The 22,853-nt window shown below is 44.7% G+C and carries 18 protein-coding genes; 5 read left to right on the forward strand and 13 right to left on the reverse strand.

Annotated elements, in window-relative coordinates:
* Window positions 1-403 precede the first annotated feature (403 nt).
* The 8 genes from RH96_RS12525 to RH96_RS12560 form a co-directional block, all read right to left on the reverse strand.
* Window positions 404-1,372, reverse strand: a complete 969-nt coding sequence (locus RH96_RS12525) for a D-alanine--D-alanine ligase (protein WP_051000758.1) — start codon at window positions 1,370-1,372, stop codon at window positions 404-406.
* 154 nt (window positions 1,373-1,526) lie between these two features.
* Window positions 1,527-2,963 (reverse strand): UDP-N-acetylmuramate--L-alanine ligase, encoded by a 1,437-nt coding sequence (gene murC / locus RH96_RS12530; RefSeq protein WP_010201477.1) that lies wholly within the window; start codon window positions 2,961-2,963, stop codon window positions 1,527-1,529.
* 67 nt (window positions 2,964-3,030) lie between these two features.
* Window positions 3,031-4,116 carry an undecaprenyldiphospho-muramoylpentapeptide beta-N-acetylglucosaminyltransferase gene (gene murG / locus RH96_RS12535; RefSeq protein WP_010201479.1) on the reverse strand — a complete coding sequence of 362 codons (1,086 nt, stop codon included), beginning with the start codon at window positions 4,114-4,116 and terminating at the stop codon, window positions 3,031-3,033.
* 280 nt (window positions 4,117-4,396) lie between these two features.
* Entirely contained in the window at window positions 4,397-5,368 is a 972-nt protein-coding gene (gene gshB, locus RH96_RS12540) for a glutathione synthase (protein ID WP_010201482.1), read from the reverse strand.
* 57 nt (window positions 5,369-5,425) lie between these two features.
* Complete coding sequence (gene pyrE / locus RH96_RS12545) at window positions 5,426-6,130, reverse strand: orotate phosphoribosyltransferase (RefSeq protein WP_010201484.1); 705 nt, start codon at window positions 6,128-6,130, stop codon at window positions 5,426-5,428.
* Between the two features lie 61 nt (window positions 6,131-6,191).
* On the reverse strand, window positions 6,192-7,196 hold the full coding sequence (locus RH96_RS12550; protein ID WP_010201485.1) for a hypothetical protein: 1,005 nt from the start codon (window positions 7,194-7,196) through the stop codon (window positions 6,192-6,194).
* 88 nt (window positions 7,197-7,284) lie between these two features.
* Window positions 7,285-8,124, reverse strand: coding sequence for an SDR family oxidoreductase (locus RH96_RS12555; protein WP_010201487.1), 840 nt, complete (start codon window positions 8,122-8,124; stop codon window positions 7,285-7,287).
* A gap of 61 nt (window positions 8,125-8,185) precedes the next feature.
* A complete protein-coding gene (locus RH96_RS12560; protein ID WP_081501603.1) occupies window positions 8,186-10,372 on the reverse strand; it encodes a DUF4105 domain-containing protein in 2,187 nt (728 codons plus the stop codon).
* Between the two features lie 176 nt (window positions 10,373-10,548).
* Here RH96_RS12560 and ampD point away from each other — a divergent pair, with 176 nt between their 5' ends.
* The 3 genes from ampD (at window position 10,549) to RH96_RS12575 (ending at window position 13,760) form a co-directional block, all read left to right on the forward strand.
* Window positions 10,549-11,139 carry a 1,6-anhydro-N-acetylmuramyl-L-alanine amidase AmpD gene (gene ampD, locus RH96_RS12565; RefSeq protein WP_010201490.1) on the forward strand — a complete coding sequence of 197 codons (591 nt, stop codon included), beginning with the start codon at window positions 10,549-10,551 and terminating at the stop codon, window positions 11,137-11,139.
* Between the two features lie 322 nt (window positions 11,140-11,461).
* Window positions 11,462-13,012 carry a murein biosynthesis integral membrane protein MurJ gene (murJ, locus tag RH96_RS12570; protein WP_010201491.1) on the forward strand — a complete coding sequence of 517 codons (1,551 nt, stop codon included), beginning with the start codon at window positions 11,462-11,464 and terminating at the stop codon, window positions 13,010-13,012.
* Window positions 13,013-13,139: 127 nt separating this feature from the next.
* The gene (locus tag RH96_RS12575; RefSeq protein ID WP_026037358.1) at window positions 13,140-13,760 is read left to right on the forward strand and encodes a hypothetical protein; all 621 of its coding nucleotides are present in this window, start codon (window positions 13,140-13,142) and stop codon (window positions 13,758-13,760) included.
* 11 nt (window positions 13,761-13,771) lie between these two features.
* Here the strand turns inward: RH96_RS12575 and RH96_RS12580 are convergent, their stop codons facing one another.
* Window positions 13,772-14,380, reverse strand: coding sequence for a GNAT family N-acetyltransferase (locus RH96_RS12580; RefSeq protein WP_010201493.1), 609 nt, complete (start codon window positions 14,378-14,380; stop codon window positions 13,772-13,774).
* Between the two features lie 253 nt (window positions 14,381-14,633).
* Between RH96_RS12580 and ribF the strand changes: the two genes are divergently transcribed.
* The gene (ribF, locus tag RH96_RS12585; RefSeq protein WP_010201494.1) at window positions 14,634-15,674 is read left to right on the forward strand and encodes a riboflavin biosynthesis protein RibF; all 1,041 of its coding nucleotides are present in this window, start codon (window positions 14,634-14,636) and stop codon (window positions 15,672-15,674) included.
* Window positions 15,675-15,825: 151 nt separating this feature from the next.
* On the opposite strand, the gene RH96_RS12590 is transcribed toward ribF, so the two are convergent.
* From RH96_RS12590 to RH96_RS12605, 4 genes are all read right to left on the reverse strand, one after another.
* Complete coding sequence (locus RH96_RS12590) at window positions 15,826-16,065, reverse strand: DUF2789 domain-containing protein (RefSeq protein ID WP_010201495.1); 240 nt, start codon at window positions 16,063-16,065, stop codon at window positions 15,826-15,828.
* A gap of 258 nt (window positions 16,066-16,323) precedes the next feature.
* Window positions 16,324-17,307 carry a malate dehydrogenase gene (locus RH96_RS12595; RefSeq protein ID WP_010201497.1) on the reverse strand — a complete coding sequence of 328 codons (984 nt, stop codon included), beginning with the start codon at window positions 17,305-17,307 and terminating at the stop codon, window positions 16,324-16,326.
* A gap of 308 nt (window positions 17,308-17,615) precedes the next feature.
* Window positions 17,616-18,419 carry a ribonuclease T2 gene (locus RH96_RS12600; RefSeq protein WP_010201499.1) on the reverse strand — a complete coding sequence of 268 codons (804 nt, stop codon included), beginning with the start codon at window positions 18,417-18,419 and terminating at the stop codon, window positions 17,616-17,618.
* 333 nt (window positions 18,420-18,752) lie between these two features.
* Entirely contained in the window at window positions 18,753-20,873 is a 2,121-nt protein-coding gene (locus RH96_RS12605) for a lytic transglycosylase domain-containing protein (RefSeq protein ID WP_010201501.1), read from the reverse strand.
* Window positions 20,874-21,220: 347 nt separating this feature from the next.
* Here RH96_RS12605 and miaB point away from each other — a divergent pair, with 347 nt between their 5' ends.
* Entirely contained in the window at window positions 21,221-22,714 is a 1,494-nt protein-coding gene (miaB, locus tag RH96_RS12610) for a tRNA (N6-isopentenyl adenosine(37)-C2)-methylthiotransferase MiaB (RefSeq protein ID WP_010201502.1), read from the forward strand.
* The last annotated feature ends 139 nt before the right edge of the window (window positions 22,715-22,853 follow it).

Genomic DNA, 22,853 nt, shown 5'->3' on the forward strand with positions numbered 1-22,853 from the left:
ATAGTATCAAAAATTTTATTTAAAAACGTCTTTAAGGCGCTATCATTTTCGATCAAGCGTCTATTTCTCTCGATTTATAACGCAAGGTCATAAATCATTCATAAATATCACTAAAACGATTCAATAATTACAATATTAACGTATTTTGCGGTCAAACAATAGCCTAACCCCTACTACGGACAACGAATTTACACAAGTTTACATGAAGCTGTGGTATAGCAGGGCTAGCGATACATTCAATTATGTTTATGTTTGCCAACAACCAACAGTATCAGTGCTGTTCAAACGGTTATTTTTACTCATTAATAGCCGTTTCTCAAACATCTATGCCATCAATAATTCTGTCATAAACTGCGTCATTCATATTAACCTAGATAAAAACATCTGAGCTGTTATCAATTATTTATAACGTTTGCGCAAGGATATGCCAGCACAGTGTATCAAAATCCATACCGCGAGCTTTGGCTGCCATCGGTACCAGACTATGACTGGTCATACCCGGTACGGTGTTGATTTCAAGTAACCAAAAATTGCCCGCCTCATCTTGCATGGCATCGATACGCCCCCAGCCTTTTGCGTCTACTGCGCGAAATGCCGCAAGGCTCAAGTCTTGTAAATGCTTTTCATCAGCATCACTCAAGCCGCAAGGAATATAATAGCTGGTATCATTACGATTGTACTTGGCTTCAAAATCATAGAAGTTGGTAATATCAGCAGGTTCAAGACGAATGACCGGATAGGCTTCATCATCGATAATGACAATCGTAAACTCGCGACCAGTAATCCAGCGCTCAGCCATGACCGCATCACCGCACTGTACCGCTGTTGCATAAGCCGCAGGCAACTCGTCCAAGTTATTAACCTTGGTCATGCCAATACTGGAGCCTTCATGAACAGGCTTGATAATGAGTGGTAAACCTAGCATGTTAACCACTTGCTGCCAGTCGGTATCGGCCGTCAATAGTGAAAATGGTGCCGTCGCTAAGCCGCAGCCTTGCCACAATTGCTTGGTACGAACTTTGTCCATGCCTAGCGCTGATGCCAGAATACCTGAACCCGTCTGCGGAATATCAAACCATTGCAACACGCCTTGTAGCAAGCCATCTTCGCCGCCGCGACCATGCAACACGTTAAACACGCGATCATAGTCACGAAGCTCAGTAATGTCTTGATGCTTAGGATCAAAATGAGTGGCATCAACGCCTTGGTTTTGTAGTGCCTGCAATACAGCGGCACCACTATCCAACGATACGCTGCGCTCATTGCTGCTGCCACCATAAATGACGGCTACTTTACCAAATTGTCCAGCATCTTTTACTTCGTTGGCATCAGCGCTCAATGGTTTGTCTTGGCTTGACCGGTTGTTTTCCATATCATTTTTCTCTGCTTGTGCAGCAGCTGCTAGAGCGGACTCTGGATTGATAATGGCTGTCTTATCCTCAGCAGCATCAACGGCATTATTATTGTTTATACTTTCTTGATTATCGTTCGTTGTCATAAGGACAGTTCCTAAAATTTTTAGCTTACTAAATGTAAAGGTTATTGGCAGCCAAGTCGACAGCAATCTGTCCCACATTACCTGCACCCTGAGTAATGAGCATGTCATTGGCTTTTAGTAAACGTTGCATGACAGGGGCTAAATTATCTTTATCAATAATCGTCGGTTCAACCTCACCACGCAAACGAATACTGCGCGCTAGTGACTTGGTATCAGCGCCTGTAATTGGTGTTTCACCTGCTGAATAGACGTCTAACAATAATAGCTCATCTACGCTTGAGAGCACTTCGACAAAGTCATCAAAGCAATCACGGGTACGGCTGTAACGATGCGGTTGAAATAGCATTACCAAACGACGATCAGGGAAACTTTGACGAGCGGCCTTAATGGTGGCGTCGACTTCTTTTGGATGATGACCATAGTCGTCGATCAATAAGACATTACCATCATCGATATCGACAGAGGCATGCTGCTCAAATCGGCGACCAACGCCTTCAAATTTCTGCAAAGCGCGTTTGATCGCTTCATCATCGACACCTTCATCGGTCGCCATGGTGATAGCGGCAAGGGCATTGTAGACGTTATGTGTACCAGGAATATTAAGCGTCAAGCGCAAAGGCTCACGGTCACGGCGCAATACTGTGAAGTGCGTTTTAGTGCCTTCCGTCACCAAGTCAACGCCTTGTACATCGTTAAAAGGTTCAAGCCCAAAGGTCAAGACTGGGCGACCGATATCATCAATCATTGCATACAATTCTGGATCATCACCGCACACCACTGCCAAGCCATAAAACGGCATGTTTTGCAAAAACTGAATATAAGCTGCTTTTAATTTATCAAAACTATTCTCATACGTTTCCATATGGTCTTGGTCGATATTGGTCACAATCGCTGCCATCGGATGTAAAGACAAAAACGATGCATCAGACTCATCGGCTTCTGCCACCAAGAAACGGCTGCTACCAAGTGCGGCATTTTTGCCAGAGGCGTTCAGCTTACCACCAATTACGTAAGTAGGATCGAGCTGGCCTTCTGCCATCATCGTGGTGAGCAAACTGGTCGTGGTGGTTTTGCCATGCGCGCCAGCAACTGCAATACCATGACGATAGCGCATTAATTCACCCAACATATCGGCACGGCGTACCACTGGCAGACGCGCTTCAAGCGCTGCTTTTACTTCAGGGTTGCTGCGATCAATCGCTGACGAGACGACAATAACATCCGCATTGGCGATATTTTTGGAGTCATGACCGATCGATATCTCGATGCCAATCTGCTGTAGGCGCTTCGTCACCAAGCTTTCTGCGATGTCAGAACCACTGACTTGATAGCCTTGATTGTTCATTACCTCTGCGATACCGCACATACCTGAACCGCCAATACCAACAAAATGCAAATGCTGAATACGGCGCATCTCTGGTATTTCAATCAAACGCTTAGGTAAGGCTTTTGCAGAGGTAGACATAAGGATCTCTCTTTATTAAAGGTCAATAAAATTTGGTAAATTAAAAATAATGGGTATGAGTTACAGGCTACAACGCTTGCCAAATAATATCGGCAACTTGCTTACTCGCACTACGATTGGCAAGAGCATGACCTTTTTTTGCCATCGTTAAGCACTTTTCTCGATTAAGTACAGCAAGCTCGTCACTCAAACGCTTGGCTGTCAGCTCAGTTTGCGGTAACAAGATTGCCGCATCATGTGAGGTTAGCGTGCGCGCATTAGCCGTTTGGTGATCATCAACGGCATGCGGTAACGGCACAAAAATAGCAGCGATACCGACGTTTTGGATTTCGGTAACGGTCAATGCGCCTGCACGGCATACAATCATATCTGCCCAGTTATAAGCCGCTGCCATATCATCGATAAAAGGCTGTACCGTAAACTGATGCCTGCTTAAGTCTTCGCTATCGTAAGCTGCTTGCGTGGCGGCCTCATTGTTACGCCCGCATTGGTGACGCACTTCAAAAGGCTCGTTTAGCAGTGCAAGCGCTTTTGGCACGGTGTCATTTAAGGCTTGAGCGCCAAGTGATCCGCCTACTACCAACAATTTAAGCGGTGAGCGATCATTCACATCATAGCGTACCGTTGGCTCTGCGACACCTGTAATGGCATTACGCACGGGATTGCCCACTGTCTCAAGCTTGGCATACTGCACACTATTAGCAAAGGTATCCTCAAACGCTTGTAATGTCTTGGTCGAAAGCTTAGACAGGTAGCGATTGCTCATGCCAGCGATGGCATTTTGCTCATGGATAATCAGTGGCGTATTGGTTAGACGTGCAGCGATACCACCAGGTGCAGTCACATAACCACCGAACCCAACAACCACATCAATCTGATTACTACGAATCACTTTTACGGCAGACATCGTCGCTGACAGCAGAGTCATTGGTAGCTTTAATAGTCGACCAACGCCTTTACCACGAAGCCCTTGCATATTAATAGCATGAAAAGTATAGCCAGTCGGTTTGACTAAACCATTTTCCATACCGTTTGGCGTTCCTAACCAATGAATGACCGCACCGCGCTGGGTCAGCTCATCACTAACGGCAAGCGCTGGAAAAACGTGCCCGCCAGTACCAGCTGCCATCATCAATATATGCGGTGTTTTCATGAACGCCTGCCTATCTTTACTTTATTTATATGAAGGGTTTATCTCTCTGCTGCGCAGACAATTATGAAAAAATAATGACCTAGCCAAAGCCCGCATAGTATAGAGGAAATCATCGTCTTATATACAGCACTTTATGCAGCAAAAATAACAAAAATCCAAGCCATGATCGGTCACAGCTTGGCGTCGTGTAATGCTAATAAACGGTAAGAAAAATCAATGACTAACAATACCTTAAAATATGGGTTTTACGTAGTCAAAGTATTCCTTAACATAGCTAAAGCTATGCAGTAAATTTGTTCTCAATCGCCATGATAAAGTCGGTTGCGATATCTGTACCGCATTGATCATCAATCTCACGCACGCATGTTGGGCTAGTAACGTTAATTTCAGTGATACGCCCACCGATTAAGTCCAAACCAACGAACATTAGGCCTTTTTCTTTGACAATCGGTGCCACGACTTCTGCCACTTGGCGTTCGATATCAGTCAATGGCATAGCAACACCACTACCACCCGCTGCTAGATTACCACGCGTCTCGCCTTTGCTTGGAATACGTGCCAAGCTATAATCTACCACGACGCCATCGACGATTAACACACGCTTATCGCCTTCCTTAATCTCTGGCAAGTAACGCTGTGCCATGATTGGCAGTGTCTCAAGTTCAGTCAGCACCTCAATCGTTACACCAATATTAGGACTATCGGCAGTCAGACGGAAGATACCTGTACCGCCCATACCATCTAGTGGCTTGACGATGACATCTTGCTGTTCAGCGATAAACTGACGAATATGTGCCTGTTTACTGGTCACAATCGTTGGGCTCATATAGTCGCTAAACCACGTCGCAAATAGTTTTTCATTACAATCACGGATCGCTTGTGGATCATTGACCACGAGCACGCCTGCCGCTTTGGCATGGTCAAGCATATAAGTCGCATAAATAAAGCGCATATCAAACGGTGGGTCTTTACGCATCAAAATCACGTCATAACCACTGACTGGACCTGTGCTTTTATCACCCAACGTATAAAAATCTGCTGGATCACGCTTTACCGTGAGCGGCTGCGTATCGACCATCAACTGACCACGATCCAACCATAAGTCATGAATCTGACAGTAGCCAAGCTGATGCCCGCGATCTTGCGCTGCCCACATCATCGCCAAGCTAGTGTCTTTTTTATAATTAACCCGTTCGATAGGATCCATGATGACGAGTATTTTTAAAGATTTTTTTTGATTTTCTTGGCTCATGATAAGGCTCACTTACGTTATATTATTATTAAAACAGATTCAAACTTCAGCGCCCAACTATACGCCGTACTGCGCGCGGTAATGTTGCATTTTGGCTAATTGAGTCGCATCTTTGTACTGGCTCTCGCCGTCTGACAAATAACTGATCAAATCATCGATATCGACCAATGCACGTACAGGCACTTCTAGTGTAGCTGCAAGCTCTTGAATAGCAGAATGCTCAGCCAAGCCTTTTTCTTTACGATCAAGTGCGACGATAATACCAGCAACGCTTGCACCTGCTTGCTCTAAAATATCGACCACTTCGCGCATCGCTGTGCCAGCCGTAATGACATCGTCAAGTACCCAAACTGCTTTGCCACTGACATCAGCGCCTACTAAATTACCACCTTCACCGTGGGTTTTGGCTTCTTTACGGTTATAACCCCACTTAGCATTGATACCATGATGGTGCCATAAGGCTTGCGCGGTGGCAGCCACAAATGGAATACCTTTATAAGCGGCGCCAAAAATAACCAGCTCTTGCTCATCTGTACCGTTATTGCTAGCAGCCAACTGTTCGGCCAAGGCATCGGCATAACCGCGCGCGAGCAACGACAACATTTCACCCGTCGCTAGCAAGCCAGCATTAAAAAAATACGGACTAATGCGACCAGACTTGAGTACAAACTCACCAAACTTCAGGACTTGGTTGTCTAAGGCCAATTGAATGAATTGATGAGATGAAAACGTGAGGTCTTGAGGGCGTGGTACGTGAGACATTATGACATTCCTATCAGCAAAAAGAGGGGCGAAAAACTGGCATTATTGTACGCATTATTGATCAGCTTGACCAACCATTGATCTCGTAATCCTGCATATTGGCATAGCGAGTCAGTAAGCCACTACGTGATGAGACATTAAAATAGCTTTGGCCATCGTTCCGTACTTGTATCTCCCAGCCCAAATGATAAGCGGCAACAATAATGTGACCAGAAAACATCCGAATTTGACGATACGCGTGCCGCTGCGAGGGCTCACAAACAATCTGACTGAGCAAATAACTACGCACATACTGACATATTTGCGCAGCGCTATAGCTATAATTGATACTTTTGCGCGTACTGCACTGTTTTAAAGCATGGACAGCAGCACTACAGGCCATGATATCTGTCGCTAAACTGCCCTCTCCTGTCTCAAACTGCTGCGGCTGCAAAACCACTTGCCAATCATCGGCATACAGACTATTGAGTAGCTCATCAGGATTATAACGCTTGGTCAATGCTCGTAGCGATGCTGAAGCGTCGTGGCGTTTATTATCTGACTCAATCATTTCAGAGCGATCAGCAGGCCTAAACCCAAAGCGGTGCAGTTTTGGATAAGCACGAATGGCCTTTTGGATATCTGACATATCTAACATAGTCATATCGGATAATGCTGATAACAATGGCTGCTCCCTATGATTTTCGTAAAAGTTATCAGGCAACTCGATAAGTTTGGCAGCATTAAGTAATGACAAATGCTCAGCCAGCGCTTCTGAAGCAATCAGTGCCCATTTCGAAAAGCGGTCTTCATTGGGCTGATAAAACCGCGCAGAGTTACCGTAAAGCCGTCTCAATTGACCGTTCAAGCGGCGGGCAGGCTCTGGGATATCAGTTAAGGGCCGTGCAGGATCAAGGGGAGATTGTCTGGGATCAAAGTTGGGGTGGACGATTGCAGGCTGCTGTGAATCAGCTAGCATAGACGATTGCTCAGCCTTTTTTTGCACATGGTTTTCTGCCAGCTTACCGCCTTCTGCTGCCAGATTAGCATGAGATAAACGGTCATCAGAAGTAGAAGGCTGGGTCATGAAATCTCCATAGTTTATAAAGTATAAAACGAATAAGAATGCTTAAATAAGGCAATTGTCTTACTCTTAAGGGCTGACTCTTAAGGGCTTACTCTTGATGGTTCAAAATGTCACGGTAACCTGCTTGCCAGTCAGGATAATCCAGCCAAGCTAACGGAATGTTGCTGTGCAAGCGCTTCCCCGTAACCGCTGTTTTTGAATGATCAATAGCAGGTGGCGTCTCACCTATTTGCTCGCTTAACCAAACGCCTAGCTCATAAGTAGTGACGGGCGCATAGTCAGTGGCGATATAGAGTGATTTTGGCGCAGTACTGGTCAGGACGTTGGTGATAATATTGACCAAGTCGCGATCCATAATGCGATTGCTCCAATGCTCAGCTGGCATTGGATCTTTATTTGGCTCACGAGCCTTACGTAGTCGCATTAAGCGCGCGCGACCATAAATACCGCTTGGACGAATGATAATGGCTTTATCATCAAAGCCTTGCTGCAAGACTTGCTCTGCTTGCAATATGACCTTTGATGCTTCGCGCTCAGGACTGACAGGCGCGGTATTTTCATCGATCCATTCGCCGTTATCTTGCCCATAAACACCCGTTGAGGAAATAAAGACAATACGTTCAAGATTAGTTAACTTTGGAGCAAGCGTCGCCAAATGCTGATTAATCGCCAAGTAACTCTCGTGATAGCCGCTGGTTGAATAGTCATCGGGCGTGACGATAATCGCTATATGTGTAAAATCTTGCAGCTGCTCAGCGGTCAATGTCAACGCATCGGCTTGCATAAACGTTGCCTCACTATCCAAATGATAGTGCTCGCGTTCATTGCGTGCCAGCCCAGTAACGTTAAAGCCATCTTGCGCAAGCTTGTTGGTAACCGGTAAACCGATATCACCTTGACCGATAATCAGTAAATTTTGCGTACTCATCATTTATCCTTTATTCGAACGCCATTTCTAATGACTGCTTATACATTTTTTATAATAAGTACTAAAAATAACGTCTATATGACAGTTGTACATCGTCATTGGCATCGATGCGATCTTGCCACTCGTAGTTGGCATTGATACGTAATGCTTGTTTTTTATCGATATCGTATTGTAGACCTAACATTGAGACCGGCTGCCAGTAATGACCGCGAGCATTAGACTCATCGCTGCTGCCATGATACCAATATGGCAATTGCAATTCAGCCTGCGCACGTAACTGATTGTTAATTTGATAACGGCAACCAGCATTCACACCTGCACCTACGCGAAAGCCTTTATTAATACCGCGCCCTGCTTGTCCCGTGCCTGATAGCAAGGTGTAACATAATTGCGGCGGCATCTCGCCAGTACCAGCACTTGGTGTACCAAATGCCCACGACCAGCCAGTCTCATAACCCACGCTCCCAACCAAATGATCCGTACCATCTTGCTGTGAGCCATCGTTTACTCGGGTCGCCTCGACACTGACGCCCCAAGTTTTGCCTTGCTGAGCGCTATTTACTGGGTTAAATGAGCGTCCGCGCAGCAGTGTAAAATTCTGCAAGACCACACTATCCGGCTGTTTGTGGCTGCTATTGTTATCATCTTTGTCGTAAAGGCGTAGCGTCGCTGCCAGCCCTTCTAAATTAAAAAACTGTGAAAAACCAGCTGTCCTATCAAGGGTGTCATGAAAGCCTGCACGCACGCCCACATCGATATAATTATTGTCACCGCGCTGTCCGACACCAATCTGCGCCATTTGCAATGGATGTCTGTCTATTGGATTGTTGTTGGCAGCGACGATAGGTGGATCTAGTATGGTTTGACCATCTGTTGACATACTGGATGCTGGATTGCGCTCTGCGGATTTAATCTCTTGGGCAGCTTCTTTAGTCAATGGCTGATAACCCAGCTTAGCGGCGGCCTTGGCTTGGTTAAGCACGGCTTGACGTACGGTATTGTCAGCTGGCGTATAACGAGGGTTTGCCAGTAAGTCTTCTTCATTAAGCAGCTGAATGACGTCAGAGGGTACGACGGCATAAGGCAATCGGCTTAATAAATGCTGCTGTGGACGCACGACATCGATGAGGCGCAAAACCTCAGAGGCGCAGTTATCAGTGGTGAAATAATACGGTAGTTCTAACCCTTTGGTTTCCCAAACATGCAACATGATTTGTTGCACCTCGCTTGGGGTCAAGTTCAACTGATACGTCCACGCATCGCGCTCATCGTCTTGCAAGTATTTCGCCAGTTTTTCTGGGTAAGGATAGATTTCAATGGCGTTATCATAGAGACCTGTCATGGATTTGATGGCATAAACTGGAAAACTATCGTTTGGATCACCATCGACCGTATAATTCAGCGCGTAGGCATGATGAATCTGACTGGGATCAGCCACACTGGCCTTTGAGTCAATACGCAACAAGGTATGGGCAAAGGCTGATATGGGATTGTCCAAATACTCTTCGGCAAACATAATAGACAGCTGCTCAGGTGCCAGCTTTTGCATCCACTCATCCAGCTCTGGACACTCAGCTTGCCAGCTTGTCTTATCAATATTTAGCGTATCAGTCAGCCATTGTACGCGCGCTGGAAAACGGCAGAGCACCGAGTTATTAGCGCTATTGTTTTTGACAACCGTATTATGAGTCGGTACTAATTCTTCAGCAAGAGCGACCAACAATGCATCAAGCTCTGCGCCTGAGTCTTGCGCACCTTTTTCACTTAAAAAGAAGCTAGCATCATCAACGAGACTTGTGTCTTTTTTCTTACCAATTAGATTCTTTTGATCATCAAAGAAGTACAATAAACGTCGCCATGTCGTATGCTGGGCTAGGTTTTCTGTTTTTGCTTGCTCGCGCCATGATGCTAGCAGCTGTTCTGCGTTGGTGTTGGTAGCGACAATATGACTAACGTTATTATCGACACTACCAATAGTATTCTTAGTGCGCGAATGATCAGTGCCATCTTTATTTGAGATGCTATTTGGCTTGATGTTATTATTTAGCCCAGCATCAGCTTTGTTATCTAACGCTAGCTCACCTGTGGTCACAAGCTCTGCTGGCGTTGGCAAAAATGCCTGCGCTTGTACCGTCAGTAACAGACCTGCAATCGTTAATGGTAAACGCGCGCGCCTGCTCATCTTTGTTGGCGTACAGTCTGTCGCCAACAAGTTGCAATGCACCACAAGGTTTGAATATATAGACATGAGTAATATCTCGCACTGTAGAAGCCATACGCTCATCGCGTTACTGGGTCTATCGAATCGTCAAAAGAAGGTTGTGATTGGCTATTTTTTAGAGAGTCTTGCTATTAATTAATAAAAAATCGGTAATCACAAGTATTTGCTACGCACTTATTAATCACATAATAAAAGAGAGCACTATGTCCACGACACCGCCAATGATTATAAAGGACGGGCGCTTATCCTCAGCCACTTGGCTTATGTCGCCGAACTATAATAAACGCCCCGACAACCTGACTATTGACACCATTGTCATTCACAATATTAGCCTACCATCGAATGAGTTTGGCGTCTGCGGCAGTGATGGCGTTCATTATGTAAAAGCATTATTTACCAATCAATTGGACTGGGATGCGCATCCTTATTTTCAGACGATTAAAGGCGCAGAAGTCTCAGCACATGTATTTATAGAACGTGATGGTGCTATCACACAGTTTGTAAACTTTGCCGAGCGCGCATGGCATGCAGGCAGATCCAGCTACCTTGGTCGTCCTGAATGTAATGATTATAGCATTGGCATCGAGCTGGAAGGGTCAGATTTTGTGTCCTTTACCTCGGTGCAATATGACACACTTGCAGCCGTTATCGCTGCGCTATATGACGCCTACCCAAAAACTCGCCGACACTTAACTGGTCATAGCGATATCGCACCGGGTCGAAAGACAGATCCTGGCGATTATTTTGACTGGCCAAAGTTACGTGAACTGGTAGGGAAAAACCTTAAGGGCTAGGGCGTGTCCTCAATTCAACTGATAGCGATCTAAATGGGCTAAAAATGGTTAAATCTTGCCAATCATCGTCAAATAGCTAGGTAATATCTCGATATTATCTGCGCTCTTTTCCTTGTTTGACTACAATTTACCTCACTTTTATCACCATTTTTAAAATGAGGACACGCCCTAGCTTATCTAAGCACCCTAAAGCAATTCCACATCCAATCCATTTATCTCGATTATGAAAGTGCTATAATCCGTCAGTTTTTTGATAGCAGCAACTCAGCAAACAATCATCAGTAAACAAATAACAGTAAACAACTTAGCAAAATAGGTTCTCATGGCAAAAAGTCGGTTATTTCGCTCAACCATGGTCGTCAGCAGCATGACCATGCTGTCCCGTATCTTAGGTCTGGTACGCGATGTCGTATTATTAGGGGTGTTTGGCGCAGGTGGTCTGATGGATGCCTTTTTGGTCGCCTTTAAGATACCTAACTTTTTGCGCCGTCTGTTTGCTGAAGGCGCTTTTAGCCAAGCTTTCGTGCCAGTACTGTCCGAATACAAAGAAAAATACAGCTTACAACAGGTACAGATATTAGTCAGTCGTACCTCGGGCGCCCTGTTGTTGATTCTATCGATGCTCACCGTGGTCGTCATTTTGATGGCACCATGGGTAGTGACGTTATTTGCTCCCGGATTTGCTGACCAACCTGGTAAATTTGCCATCACCGCTGAGCTACTGCGCCTTACCTTTCCCTATTTATTATTTATTTCTATGACCGCTTTTGCGAGCGGTATTTTACAAAGCTACGGGCGTTTTGCTGCGCCAGCTTTTGCACCCGTACTGTTAAACTTATGTATGATTGGTGGCGCATTAATTTTTGCCCCTATGTTCGATACACCGATTATGGCACTCGGTTATGCCGTTGCAATCGCCGGTTTGCTACAGTTCTTATTACAATTACCGCAGCTTTGGCAACAAAAGTTGCTGGTCGCGCCCAAGATTGACTTTCAGCACGAAGGCGTTAAACGCATCTTAAAACTCATGTTGCCTGCTATCTTTGGTGTCTCTGTCACTCAGATTAATCTGCTCCTCAATACTATTTTTGCCTCGTTAATGATTGGTGGTTCGGTTTCTTGGCTTTATGCGGCAGAACGTATGAGTGAGTTGCCGTTAGGACTGATTGGCGTAGCGATTGGTACGGTCATTTTGCCCAGCTTGTCGAAAAGCGAAGCCAAAAAAGACGATGTTAGCTTTAAAAAGACCATTGATTGGGCGGCACGTTTAATCATATTGGTGGGTGTTCCAGCATCAGCAGCCTTATTTATACTGGCTGATGTGCTGATGCAAGCGCTGTTTTTACGCGGTGAATTTACCTTGCGTGATGCGCAAATGAGTTCGCTGGCATTACGCAGTATGGCAGGTGGTATTTTAGGCTTTATGCTCATCAAAATCTTTGCGCCAGCGTTTTTTGCCCGTCAAGACACTAGAACACCAGTAAAAATCGGTATCGTATCGGTATTTGCCAATATGGTTTTTAGTGTAATTTTTATCGGGATATTTTACTTTTTAGAGATACCTCTGCATGGTGGTCTTGCCCTGGCGACCACAGGAGCGGCCTTCGTAAACGCGGGCTTATTATATTATTTCTTACATAAGCGCGATATTTTCCGTTTTGGCAGCCATTGGAAAAAGCTGTTTGCTCAGTTTGCAATCTCTACCGCTTCTATGGTTGCTGTCCTTTATATCATGTTACCTTACTTCCCAGCCGATGAGGCTCAGTGGCGACGTATCGCGGCTCTGCTCATCATGTGTGCGGTTGGTGCCCTAGTTTATGGGGTGGTATTATTAGCAACAGGCTTCCGTCCGCGTCAGCTAAAGCATGGCTAATTTATTTGTGAACGCTGAATAAATGACTTACTAAACCAAAACAAGCTTAATATGAGAATTGACAGTGAATGCCGCTGATAGTTGTCATAATCGATTATTGATAAATAAATGAAATTTGAGGTTTACTATGACAGTCGAATATTCAACGTTACGACGCTTACCAATGCTACTAACTGCTGGTGTATTAAGCACCGGACTACTAATCAGCGGGTGTAGCAACAACGATAATGTAGAAGCCGATAGCGCAAACACAGCGAGCGATACAGCTGCCGTAGCTGAAAACCCTGAAGTCGATGCAGCCAATCAGACGGCAGACGTTGATGCACATAACCCAGTGGCAAGCGAGCAAATGACGGATAGCGCTAAAGATGAGACAGCCATCGATAGTGATAACATCAACCCAATCACTGCTTCATCCAAACAAAAAAGCTTAGTGACCAATCCGACTGAAGCTGGTACGCCAGAAGACACCGTCAAACAGGCGCTAAATAGCTTATATTATGGCGATGTAAAAGAAGCGGTTGGATACTATCAAGTAGATATGGCGAATTTTGAAAAAGAGCTTGCCAAAACACAATCCGCTTTTCAGCAGACTGTCGATGGCGTTACTATCACTGATACTAGGTATAATGATGACAAGACTCGTGCCACTATTACTGGTGAGTTGATGCTCAAAGGACAGAGCGAACCTGCGCCATTGACCTATCAGCTACAGAAGATAGAAGGTCAATGGAAGATCTTGGGTTAAGCTATTTTAGCTTACTTATCTGAATCGTCATCCGATGTTACTGCTTTACCAAGCATCACGACATCAGCAATAAACCCTTCCATATCGCAAACTTCTGGCATGTAGCCCCACTGCTCAAAGCCAAGTTTACGGAAAAGTCCTAAACTTGGCTGATTGTGAGCAAAGACAAGCGCGACAATATTTCGAATGCCCAAGCTTGGCGCTTGCGTCAACATCCAGCGTGTCAACAAGCTACCTAGGCCTTGACCCTGATAATCTTGATTTAGATAGATGCTGATCTCAGTACTGATATGATAAGCTGTCCGCGCATACAAATCACTATAGCTGCCCCATGCAACTATCGGCGACTGCGCTTGCGCTGTATCATCCCCTCCTCGCAATGTTTTGACCACATATATGGGTCTTGTTGGACTGCTTAGATGCTCATCAAACCAAGCAGCTCGCTCATCTACGGTTACCAATGCAAGGTTAGCTGTTGCTTGTTTAGCAGGTATGCTTTGATTATAAATGGCTAAGACTTCTGCTAAATCTTCTTTACTCGCACGCTGCACAACAAACTGATCAGCGAGCTGATGTGTCGATAAATCAGTTGGTATAGCGTTCAAGGCAACATCAGACATAAGATCTCCATAATTTTTAGCATTATTATCGGCATCATCGATAATAGTGAATAATAGTCATACTGATAACACAAGCAAATACAAATAACTCATAAAGAATGACCACGCTGAGTGACTGATACTTTCACTATGCGTCGACTATAGGATGTTAGTGGGGCTATTTTACTTTATAATGGCTGTTTTTAGACACATCGATTGTTAGTATAGGTGTGTTTTTTCGTTTTTTATCTGGTCTTATCATAGCTGAAAACTTATGAACACCTATTTTCTTGAGCAACTGATTGCGTCGCCGAGCGCTTTGCCTGCACATACGAATCCGATAAATCTAGCACCTTGTGCGCTGACTATCGGCAATTTTGATGGCGTACATCTGGGTCATCAAGCGATGCTGGCTCAAGTTCGTGAGATTGCCCAAGCGCAAAATCTTGGCTCTGCCGTCATGATATTTGAGCCACAGCCTCGTGAATTTTTTGCCCCTACTACTGCCCCCGCACGCCTTACCAATCTAGCCGAAAAGCAAGCGCTGCTAGCAGAGCATGGGGTCGAGACTTTGATTGTAGCGAGCTTCGATACTGATTTTCGTTCGCTATCAGCACAGGCATTTGCAGATATATTGGCTAAGCGTTTGAACGTAAAAGCATTGGTACTGGGTGACGACTTTCGCTTTGGTCATGACCGTACTGGCGACAGTCAGTTTTTGCGGGATTATGGCTTGGATGTGACCAATCTGCATACCGTTATAGATGACAGTGGTAAGGCTTCCCGTATTAGCTCCACTCGCGTTCGTGACTTGTTATTGGCTGGTGATATTGACGCTGCTAACACGCTGCTTGGTCGTGATTACTCGATTACAGGCATAGTTGTTGGTGGCGATCAGATAGGCCGCACCATGGACTTCCCTACCGCCAATATCGATTTGCAGCGCTTAAAACCTGCTTTGCATGGTATCTTTGCCGTCGATGTGGTGAGTTTAGATGACCATGGCAAAGTCATCGCTAATGGTTTGACCGCGCAAGCGATTAACGGAAAATCAGGCGTAACAGGTTTGCGTCCACACAGCTTGTTTGGCACGGCTAGCATTGGTATTAGACCTTCTGTTGATAAAGGCAGTGACTGGCGTTTAGAAGTACATTTCCCAGAATTGCAGGCTGATTTATATGGACTAAATTTACAGGTTCATTTTTTACATTATTTGCATGGTGAACGACATTATGATGGCTTAGAGGCGCTAAAAGTTGGTATTCACAATGATGTAAAAGCGTTGCTTGAATGGCGATCCGAGCAGCCTAACTAGAATGTAGGAAAGTCTCGAACTTAGATCATACGGATTGCATTCAAGATATAGAAAAGCAAAAACCCACGACATTCTAAATACAATGTCGTGGGTTTTGCTTTTCTATGCTTCTTGTTTGTCTTTTAGATTAATCTATCTTGTAGATTATTTTTTACGCGTCTGGATGCATACGCACGTTTAAATCATCGATGACTTCTACCCATTCCGCATCTTTTTCCCATTCTTCTTGTAAAAAAACACGTTGATTGTCTGTCCAAACTTTTGCCTCTACTAGCTTTTCTTCTTTTGCCAATTGGTGTTTTTCAACAAAGTTATCAATCGCTTCATCTGAGCTATCAAGTCCCAATTGAGCAAATAACTCATTCATATTATATTCAGGTTCACCCAACATACTTTTCTCCTTATATGGCGCAATTTTATTTTTATTTAGGATAACCACTTTATTGTAGCAAGCTTTATTCTAATAACTGTTAACCAACGTTTATCTAACGTTATCAATTGTATTAATGGTTGAGCCTCAAGCATTAATACAATTGATAAGAGCGGTTAAAAATAACAGATATTTAAACGTAAAAAAGCCTTCAAACAAGAAGGCTTTTTATACATAATACGATTGCAAGTAGCACTAAAGTTTTAGCAAGCTATTTGATTATGGTAGTAAATGAGCTACCGCATCACGCTCTTCGCTAAGCTCTTGCTCAGTCGCTGCCATTTTCTCTTTTGAGAAATCAGATGACACATCAACGCCGTCTACGATAGACCAGTCGCCGTTAGTACACGTGCATGGGAATGAGTAGATTAAGCCTTCAGCAATACCATACTCGCCGTTTGAGTAAACACCCATAGATACCCAATCGTTTTCATCAGTACCTAGTGCCCACGTACGCATGTGCGCGATAGCGGCATTGGCAGCAGAAGCAGCAGATGATGCACCGCGAGCTTTAATAATCGCTGCACCACGTTGTTGTACTTCTGGGATATAAGTGCCTTCGTACCAAGCACGATCAACCAAGTCTAATGCTGGCTTACCATTAACAGTACAAGCCGTTAGATCTGGATACTGAGTTGATGAGTGGTTGCCCCAGATGATCATTTTTTTCACGTCATTGACAGTGCTGTCAGTTTTACCAGCCAACTGCGCCATGGCACGGTTGTGATCCAAACGAGTCATCGCTGTAAAGTTACGTGGGTCAAGATCTGGTGCATTACGCTGAGCGATAAGTGCGTTAGTGTTGGCAGGGTTACCGACCACCAATACTTTAACGTCACGGCTTGCTACGTCATTCAATGCTTTGCCTTGGGCTGAGAAAATCGCAGCGTTGGCTTCTAGCAAATCTTTGCGCTCCATACCTGGGCCACGCGGACGAGCGCCAACGAGCAAAGCATAATCGATATCTTTGAATGCAACGTTTGCATCATCAGTTTGAACGATACCGGCTAATAATGGGAATGCACAGTCTTCTAGTTCCATAACCACACCCTTCAGGGCGTCAAGTGCTGGAGTGATTTCAAGCAACTGCAAAATAACTGGCTGATCTTTACCTAGCATCTCACCAGATGCAATACGGAATAGCATCGCATAGCTGATGTTACCAGCGGCGCCAGTAACGGCAACACGTAAAGGCTGTTTCATTGACATTGAATACTCCCTAATTGATGATTATCATTATAGATATCGACTTGCTCACTGAACACTAGCAGTCTTAAACCGAGAGATAGTGTAGCACTTCCCCCCGTTAACCGTCTAGAGAAAGCGCGAACGCTATCCATCACTATATTGTTACATTTTATACGAGAGGATATTGGTATCGGTCAAGCCTTTATAGATAAAGGATGGAGAATGAAGAGGAAGTGATAAAAAAATAGCTTTAGCAGACGTTACTTAATCAAGATGATATTTATAAATGAGCAATATTCATCCATCGTTCGCCGAAAAGGACGTTACTTACCGCCTGAGATAATAAACTTTTTGCCGCAATTATCTACCACTTCACTGCAGCTACCAAATTCACTGCCTTCGTAGCAAACGTGGACATCGGTTAATATCGTTTGGCGTCGACTGCCCGCTTGGCAAATTAAATCAATGCTAGCAGCAGGCATGCCACTATTAAGGCGAGTCATTTGTCCAATAAAGCGTGATTTTGAGACAGTATAACTGTTGCCAGTATTGAGCTCGTTAGGCAGTTTTAGGGCGCCGGCATAATTGGTTATTTGGCGAAAATAACTACTGGCACTCAATGGGCTACAAGCACCATAATGTTGCCATACTTGGCTACGCACTGTCGTGTCTGGCATGATACGGTTAACAACTTTTAGTTGTAATGGGGTCAGGCGCGGCTCGACACCGCGCCCACAGCGCTCGCCATAGCCCATGTCCAAACCTGATACCGTTAATGAATACCCTTCTAGACATTGGCGCATACGTACTCGTGTTGGTTGCAAGCTACATAATGCAGGCGTCATCTCAATCATTAACACACGTTGACCACTCTTGACGGCATTGGCCGCTTGCGCTGGTATGATCATCACACTCTGTAACAATAGCAAGGCGACCCCGCACATCACCGTATACCCTTTATCCTTATATTCTTTGCCTATCGCATCCTTTTTACGTATCGCACTATCATTTAGCTTCGTAGATAACTTTATCGTGACTGATTCCGACAGAGTGTCCACCCGCGTCTGATTCGACAGCTGACGATTGGCTTGCAATAACATAGGCAAATTGAAATATTTTTTGATCATAAGTAGTTAGGTATCTAGCAACGATAAAAGAGTGGGCAAGCTTAAATAAAGGTGCTCAAAGTATAAATATTCATTGAACCAAGCTTAAAATAAACCAAAAAAAATACAGACAACAATTAAAGCAATGGTAGCAAAATGCGTTTTTTAATCTATAGCAGAAACGTAAACATCGCTTAAGTATTAAAAACAAGACAGAAATCAGAGAGAATACAAACCTCTATATAGCAGAATAATAACCCATTGATTCAAATAAAAATGAATGCCGAAAAATAGATATAAAAAAAACCATTAACAGTCTATCGTCAATGGTTTCTTTTTTACTAAATGAATAACCTAAAATGCAGCTGGCACCGTACCCATACGTTGACTAATCGGCTGACTACGACCCAATAAGCTACTATAAATCGTAGCGTTCTCCATTACGTGTTTCACATAATTGCGCGTTTCAGGAAAAGCGATTGACTCCACGTATTGATCAGCGGCTAACGAACCATAGACCGGCTGCCAGCGCTTGGCATTATTAGGGCCAGCATTATAGCCCGCCGTTGCCAATACTGGCTGATAATTTAGTTTGCCCAAAATATCCCCCATATACCAAGTACCATAACGGATATTGGTATCACCACTGTTGGCACGGCTAGCGCTATAAGTCTCACCTAAATTACGGGCGATATATTTTGCTGTGTCAGGCATCACTTGCATCAACCCACTAGCACCAACACCTGAGCGCGCTGAGGCTACAAATCGACTCTCTTGACGCATGATGCCATAAGCCCATGCCGGATCAATCCCCGCCGATTGGCTGTAGCGAACGACGGCATCTTGGTGCGGCATCGGATGCGACAATGCCAAGCTGTCGACTCTGTCCGTATTGTCAACGGCATAAATCGCCCGATCGAGCCAGCCCATGTCATGTGCCAAGCTAGCAGCGGCGATGATTAGATTGTCATCACGATTGTCACGCGCTTGCTTGACTGCCCAGTTCCACTCACGGTTGGCATAAGCGCGGCTGGCATCAGCGTTATATAAAGCAAAGGCACGAGCAAAGTTTCCATCTTGCATGACGCGGGCACGATCGGCAGTACTAACATTAGGTAAGTTGCTACCGCCTAAGCGACTGGCGTCAAAACGCTGACCGATTCTGTCTTTTGCCATCAGACCATAGTAATCGTTACTTTTTGCTAGGTTTTGATACATTTTCTTAGCGGTATTACTCTTACTGCTATTGCCTGATTGCTCATAAGCACGAGCCAGCCAATACTGCCACTGATTGCCTTTTTGAGTTTCACCATCCATTTTTGAGATGGCTTCGACCACATCGTCCCAACGACCAAAGCGAATCGCTGCCATGGCATAGTCTTCAGCTTCCTCGAAGTTAAAATCGTCATCTAAACTGTTGCGGAACCAATCAACTGCTTCAGCGTTAAAACCATCGTCAGTATTATGATTCATACGCTGTACCCCAATGGTACGATAAGCATAGCGACGGGTTTCATCATTCAATAGTTTGACTGAGCGCTGATTGTCTTGTTTGATATCAAAATCTAACTGCAATGCTGCCTCACGATAAGACTTGTCAGCGATACGGCCTATCGCATACAGATAGAGATACTGATTGGTCTGACTGGCAGGCTCACGACCAAAACTGGTAAAGAATGATGAAGGATTTAGCTGAATCTCACTCAAAGCAGAATAAGCAATGGGCGTGCCTAAGCGTGATGACAACGCCATAATATCGCCAGTTTTGCCTTTACGAAGCATACGTTTCAGACGAGCAGCACGATCTTGATTACTAATCAGCGCGTTATTATTCATCTCCATCGCTAGCTGATCACACAAGGCAGGCTGTTTTTGGGTGGTCAGCCATACATCAGACTTGGCGGCCATGGCGCGTATGGTATCACCGCCATTATTAAACCCAAGCGCAACGGCACAGCGCTCGCTGGCATCGGCATTGGTAATCAAGTTCGCCACTTGTCTGACTGAGGCATAGTCGTTTGACCCCGCTTTGGTCTCAGCAAAATCCGCAACCAACTTCTCAGCCATGACAGTATCAGGATACTGACGTACAAACTGCGCTACAGCCGCTGAACTTTGTGAGTTAAGGTCTAGATTCATCCGCCAATAAATGGGATACATCGCAAACAAACCGCCGCTCATCATTTGTTCGTAATTATAAAGCGCACTGACATCACCGCGATCTGCTGCGATAGCAGCGGCTGTAAATGAGTCAACACTGCTGTCTTGTTGATAATTACTTTCTGGCTGATAGCTCTCGTTATCACCCCATGTCAGCTCTGCACAAGCGACTTGCGATATGCCTAGCGCACTCACTGCTGCCGCTACACTCAGCGCGCTCATCCGTAGCGTACCGGCTGTGAGCCGCTTGGACGCGTGCTTTTTACTGGTAGACTTTTCATCCTTGATGCTATGAGCAACACGCAACTTTGTCATACTGACTCTCTTTATGATATCTCTACAAATAAGGGAATAGCGATTCGCTAAGTATCGCCAAGGTTATAGTACTCATCATACTATATTCATTGTACTTTCAACTATCTCCTTTACCTTTTGTTAATAAATAGGACAGTACGGTGTAACATAGAAATGGTGTCTAGTCGCAGTTTTTGTCAAAAGCGCTGCTAATTCTAGTAAATAATTGATACTGCTATGAATTGTTTATCATATTGATGACCAATAGCCTGTGCTAATTTTTCACATTGGCAGAGGGTTGTGATAAAATATGCCACCTGTTAATCGGCTACCCCGCTATATTTTTGGTCAATCATGGACTTATCCTTATGAGTGTTACTGTATTCAATCCCCGCATCAATGACGCTGCTGTTGCTGAGACAACTGCTACTGCGCCTGCTGTCACTGCACTCAAAGAGCCAAGTTCAGCCCAAGCGCCCGTCGAAAAAGCAGTGACCAAAAAGGTCTTTGTCACCACCCAAGGCTGTCAGATGAATGTCTATGACTCTGGCAAAATGCTAGACGTGCTAGGCGATTCTCATGGTATGGAAGTGACTCATGACATCGATGAAGCCGATGTACTACTAATGAACACTTGCTCCATTCGTGAAAAAGCACAAGAAAAAGTATTTTCAGAATTGGGTCGCTGGCGTAAACTAAAAGAAAAACGCCCTGACCTCGTCATTGGTGTCGGTGGTTGTGTGGCTTCGCAAGAAGGCGATAACATTCAAAAGCGTGCGCCTTACGTCGACATGGTGTTTGGACCGCAAACTTTGCATCGCCTGCCGGAGCTATATGATCAGTCAAACGAGCAGCGTGACATCGCTCCTAAAAACCGTATTGGTACGATTGATGTGTCATTCCCGAGTATTGAAAAGTTTGATTTTTTGCCTGAGCCAAGAGTAGAAGGCTTTAAAGCGTTTGTCTCTATCATGGAAGGTTGCTCAAAGTATTGCTCATTTTGCGTCGTACCTTATACCCGCGGTGAAGAATTGTCACGTCCACTCGATGACGTATTGGCTGAGATTGATAGCCTTGCCGAACAAGGGGTACGTGAAATAAACCTACTCGGCCAAAACGTCAACGGCTATCGTGGCGAAAAAGACGATGGCAGCATTTGCCGTTTCGCTGAGCTGTTGCATTATGTCTCGCATGTCGATGGTGTCGAGCGTATTCGCTATACGACTAGCCATCCGCTTGAGTTCACTGATGACATCATTGACGCCTATGCACAATTGCCAGAGCTAGTATCGCACTTACATCTACCTGTTCAGAGTGGCTCAAACGCTATCTTGGCGGCAATGAAGCGCAACCATACGATCGATGTGTATATCAATCAGATTAATAAGCTTAAAGCCATTCGTCCTGATATTCACTTATCTAGCGACTTTATCATTGGCTTCCCTGGTGAGACCGAACAAGACTTCCAAGATACGTTGAACTTGGCAAAGGAATTAAACTTCGATCACTCTTACAGCTTTATTTACTCTAAGCGCCCAGGCACGCCAGCCGCTGAGTTGCCAGATGATGTAAGCTTCAAAACTAAAAAAGAACGCTTAGCTGAATTCCAAAAAGTCATCATTGATTCAACGCTGGCTAAAACGCATGAAATGGTTGGTACTACGACTCGCGTCTTGGTTGAACAAGTTGCCAATCGCCATCCTGATTGCTTAATCGGCACTGCGGATAACACCCGTACGGTTATGTTCCCATATGACGTTGATACAATGGATGAGATGTTGGGTAAACTCGTGAGCGTACGTATTACTGATTTCGTCAGCCCGCACATGGTGAAAGGTGAACTAATCGAAGTATTGGCATAGCGGTTAAGGCAACAATGGTTAAGTTATAAGCTTGAATAAAAAAGCCGTTCACTATAATAGCGAACGGCTTTTTCTATATGGCTTTGTAGGTGAGTTTAGTTTTTCAAGCTCATATAGAGAATACCGGTAAAACGTAACC

It is taken from the genome of Psychrobacter sp. PAMC 21119 (assembly GCF_000247495.1).
In the GTDB taxonomy this organism is placed as follows: domain Bacteria; phylum Pseudomonadota; class Gammaproteobacteria; order Pseudomonadales; family Moraxellaceae; genus Psychrobacter; species Psychrobacter glaciei.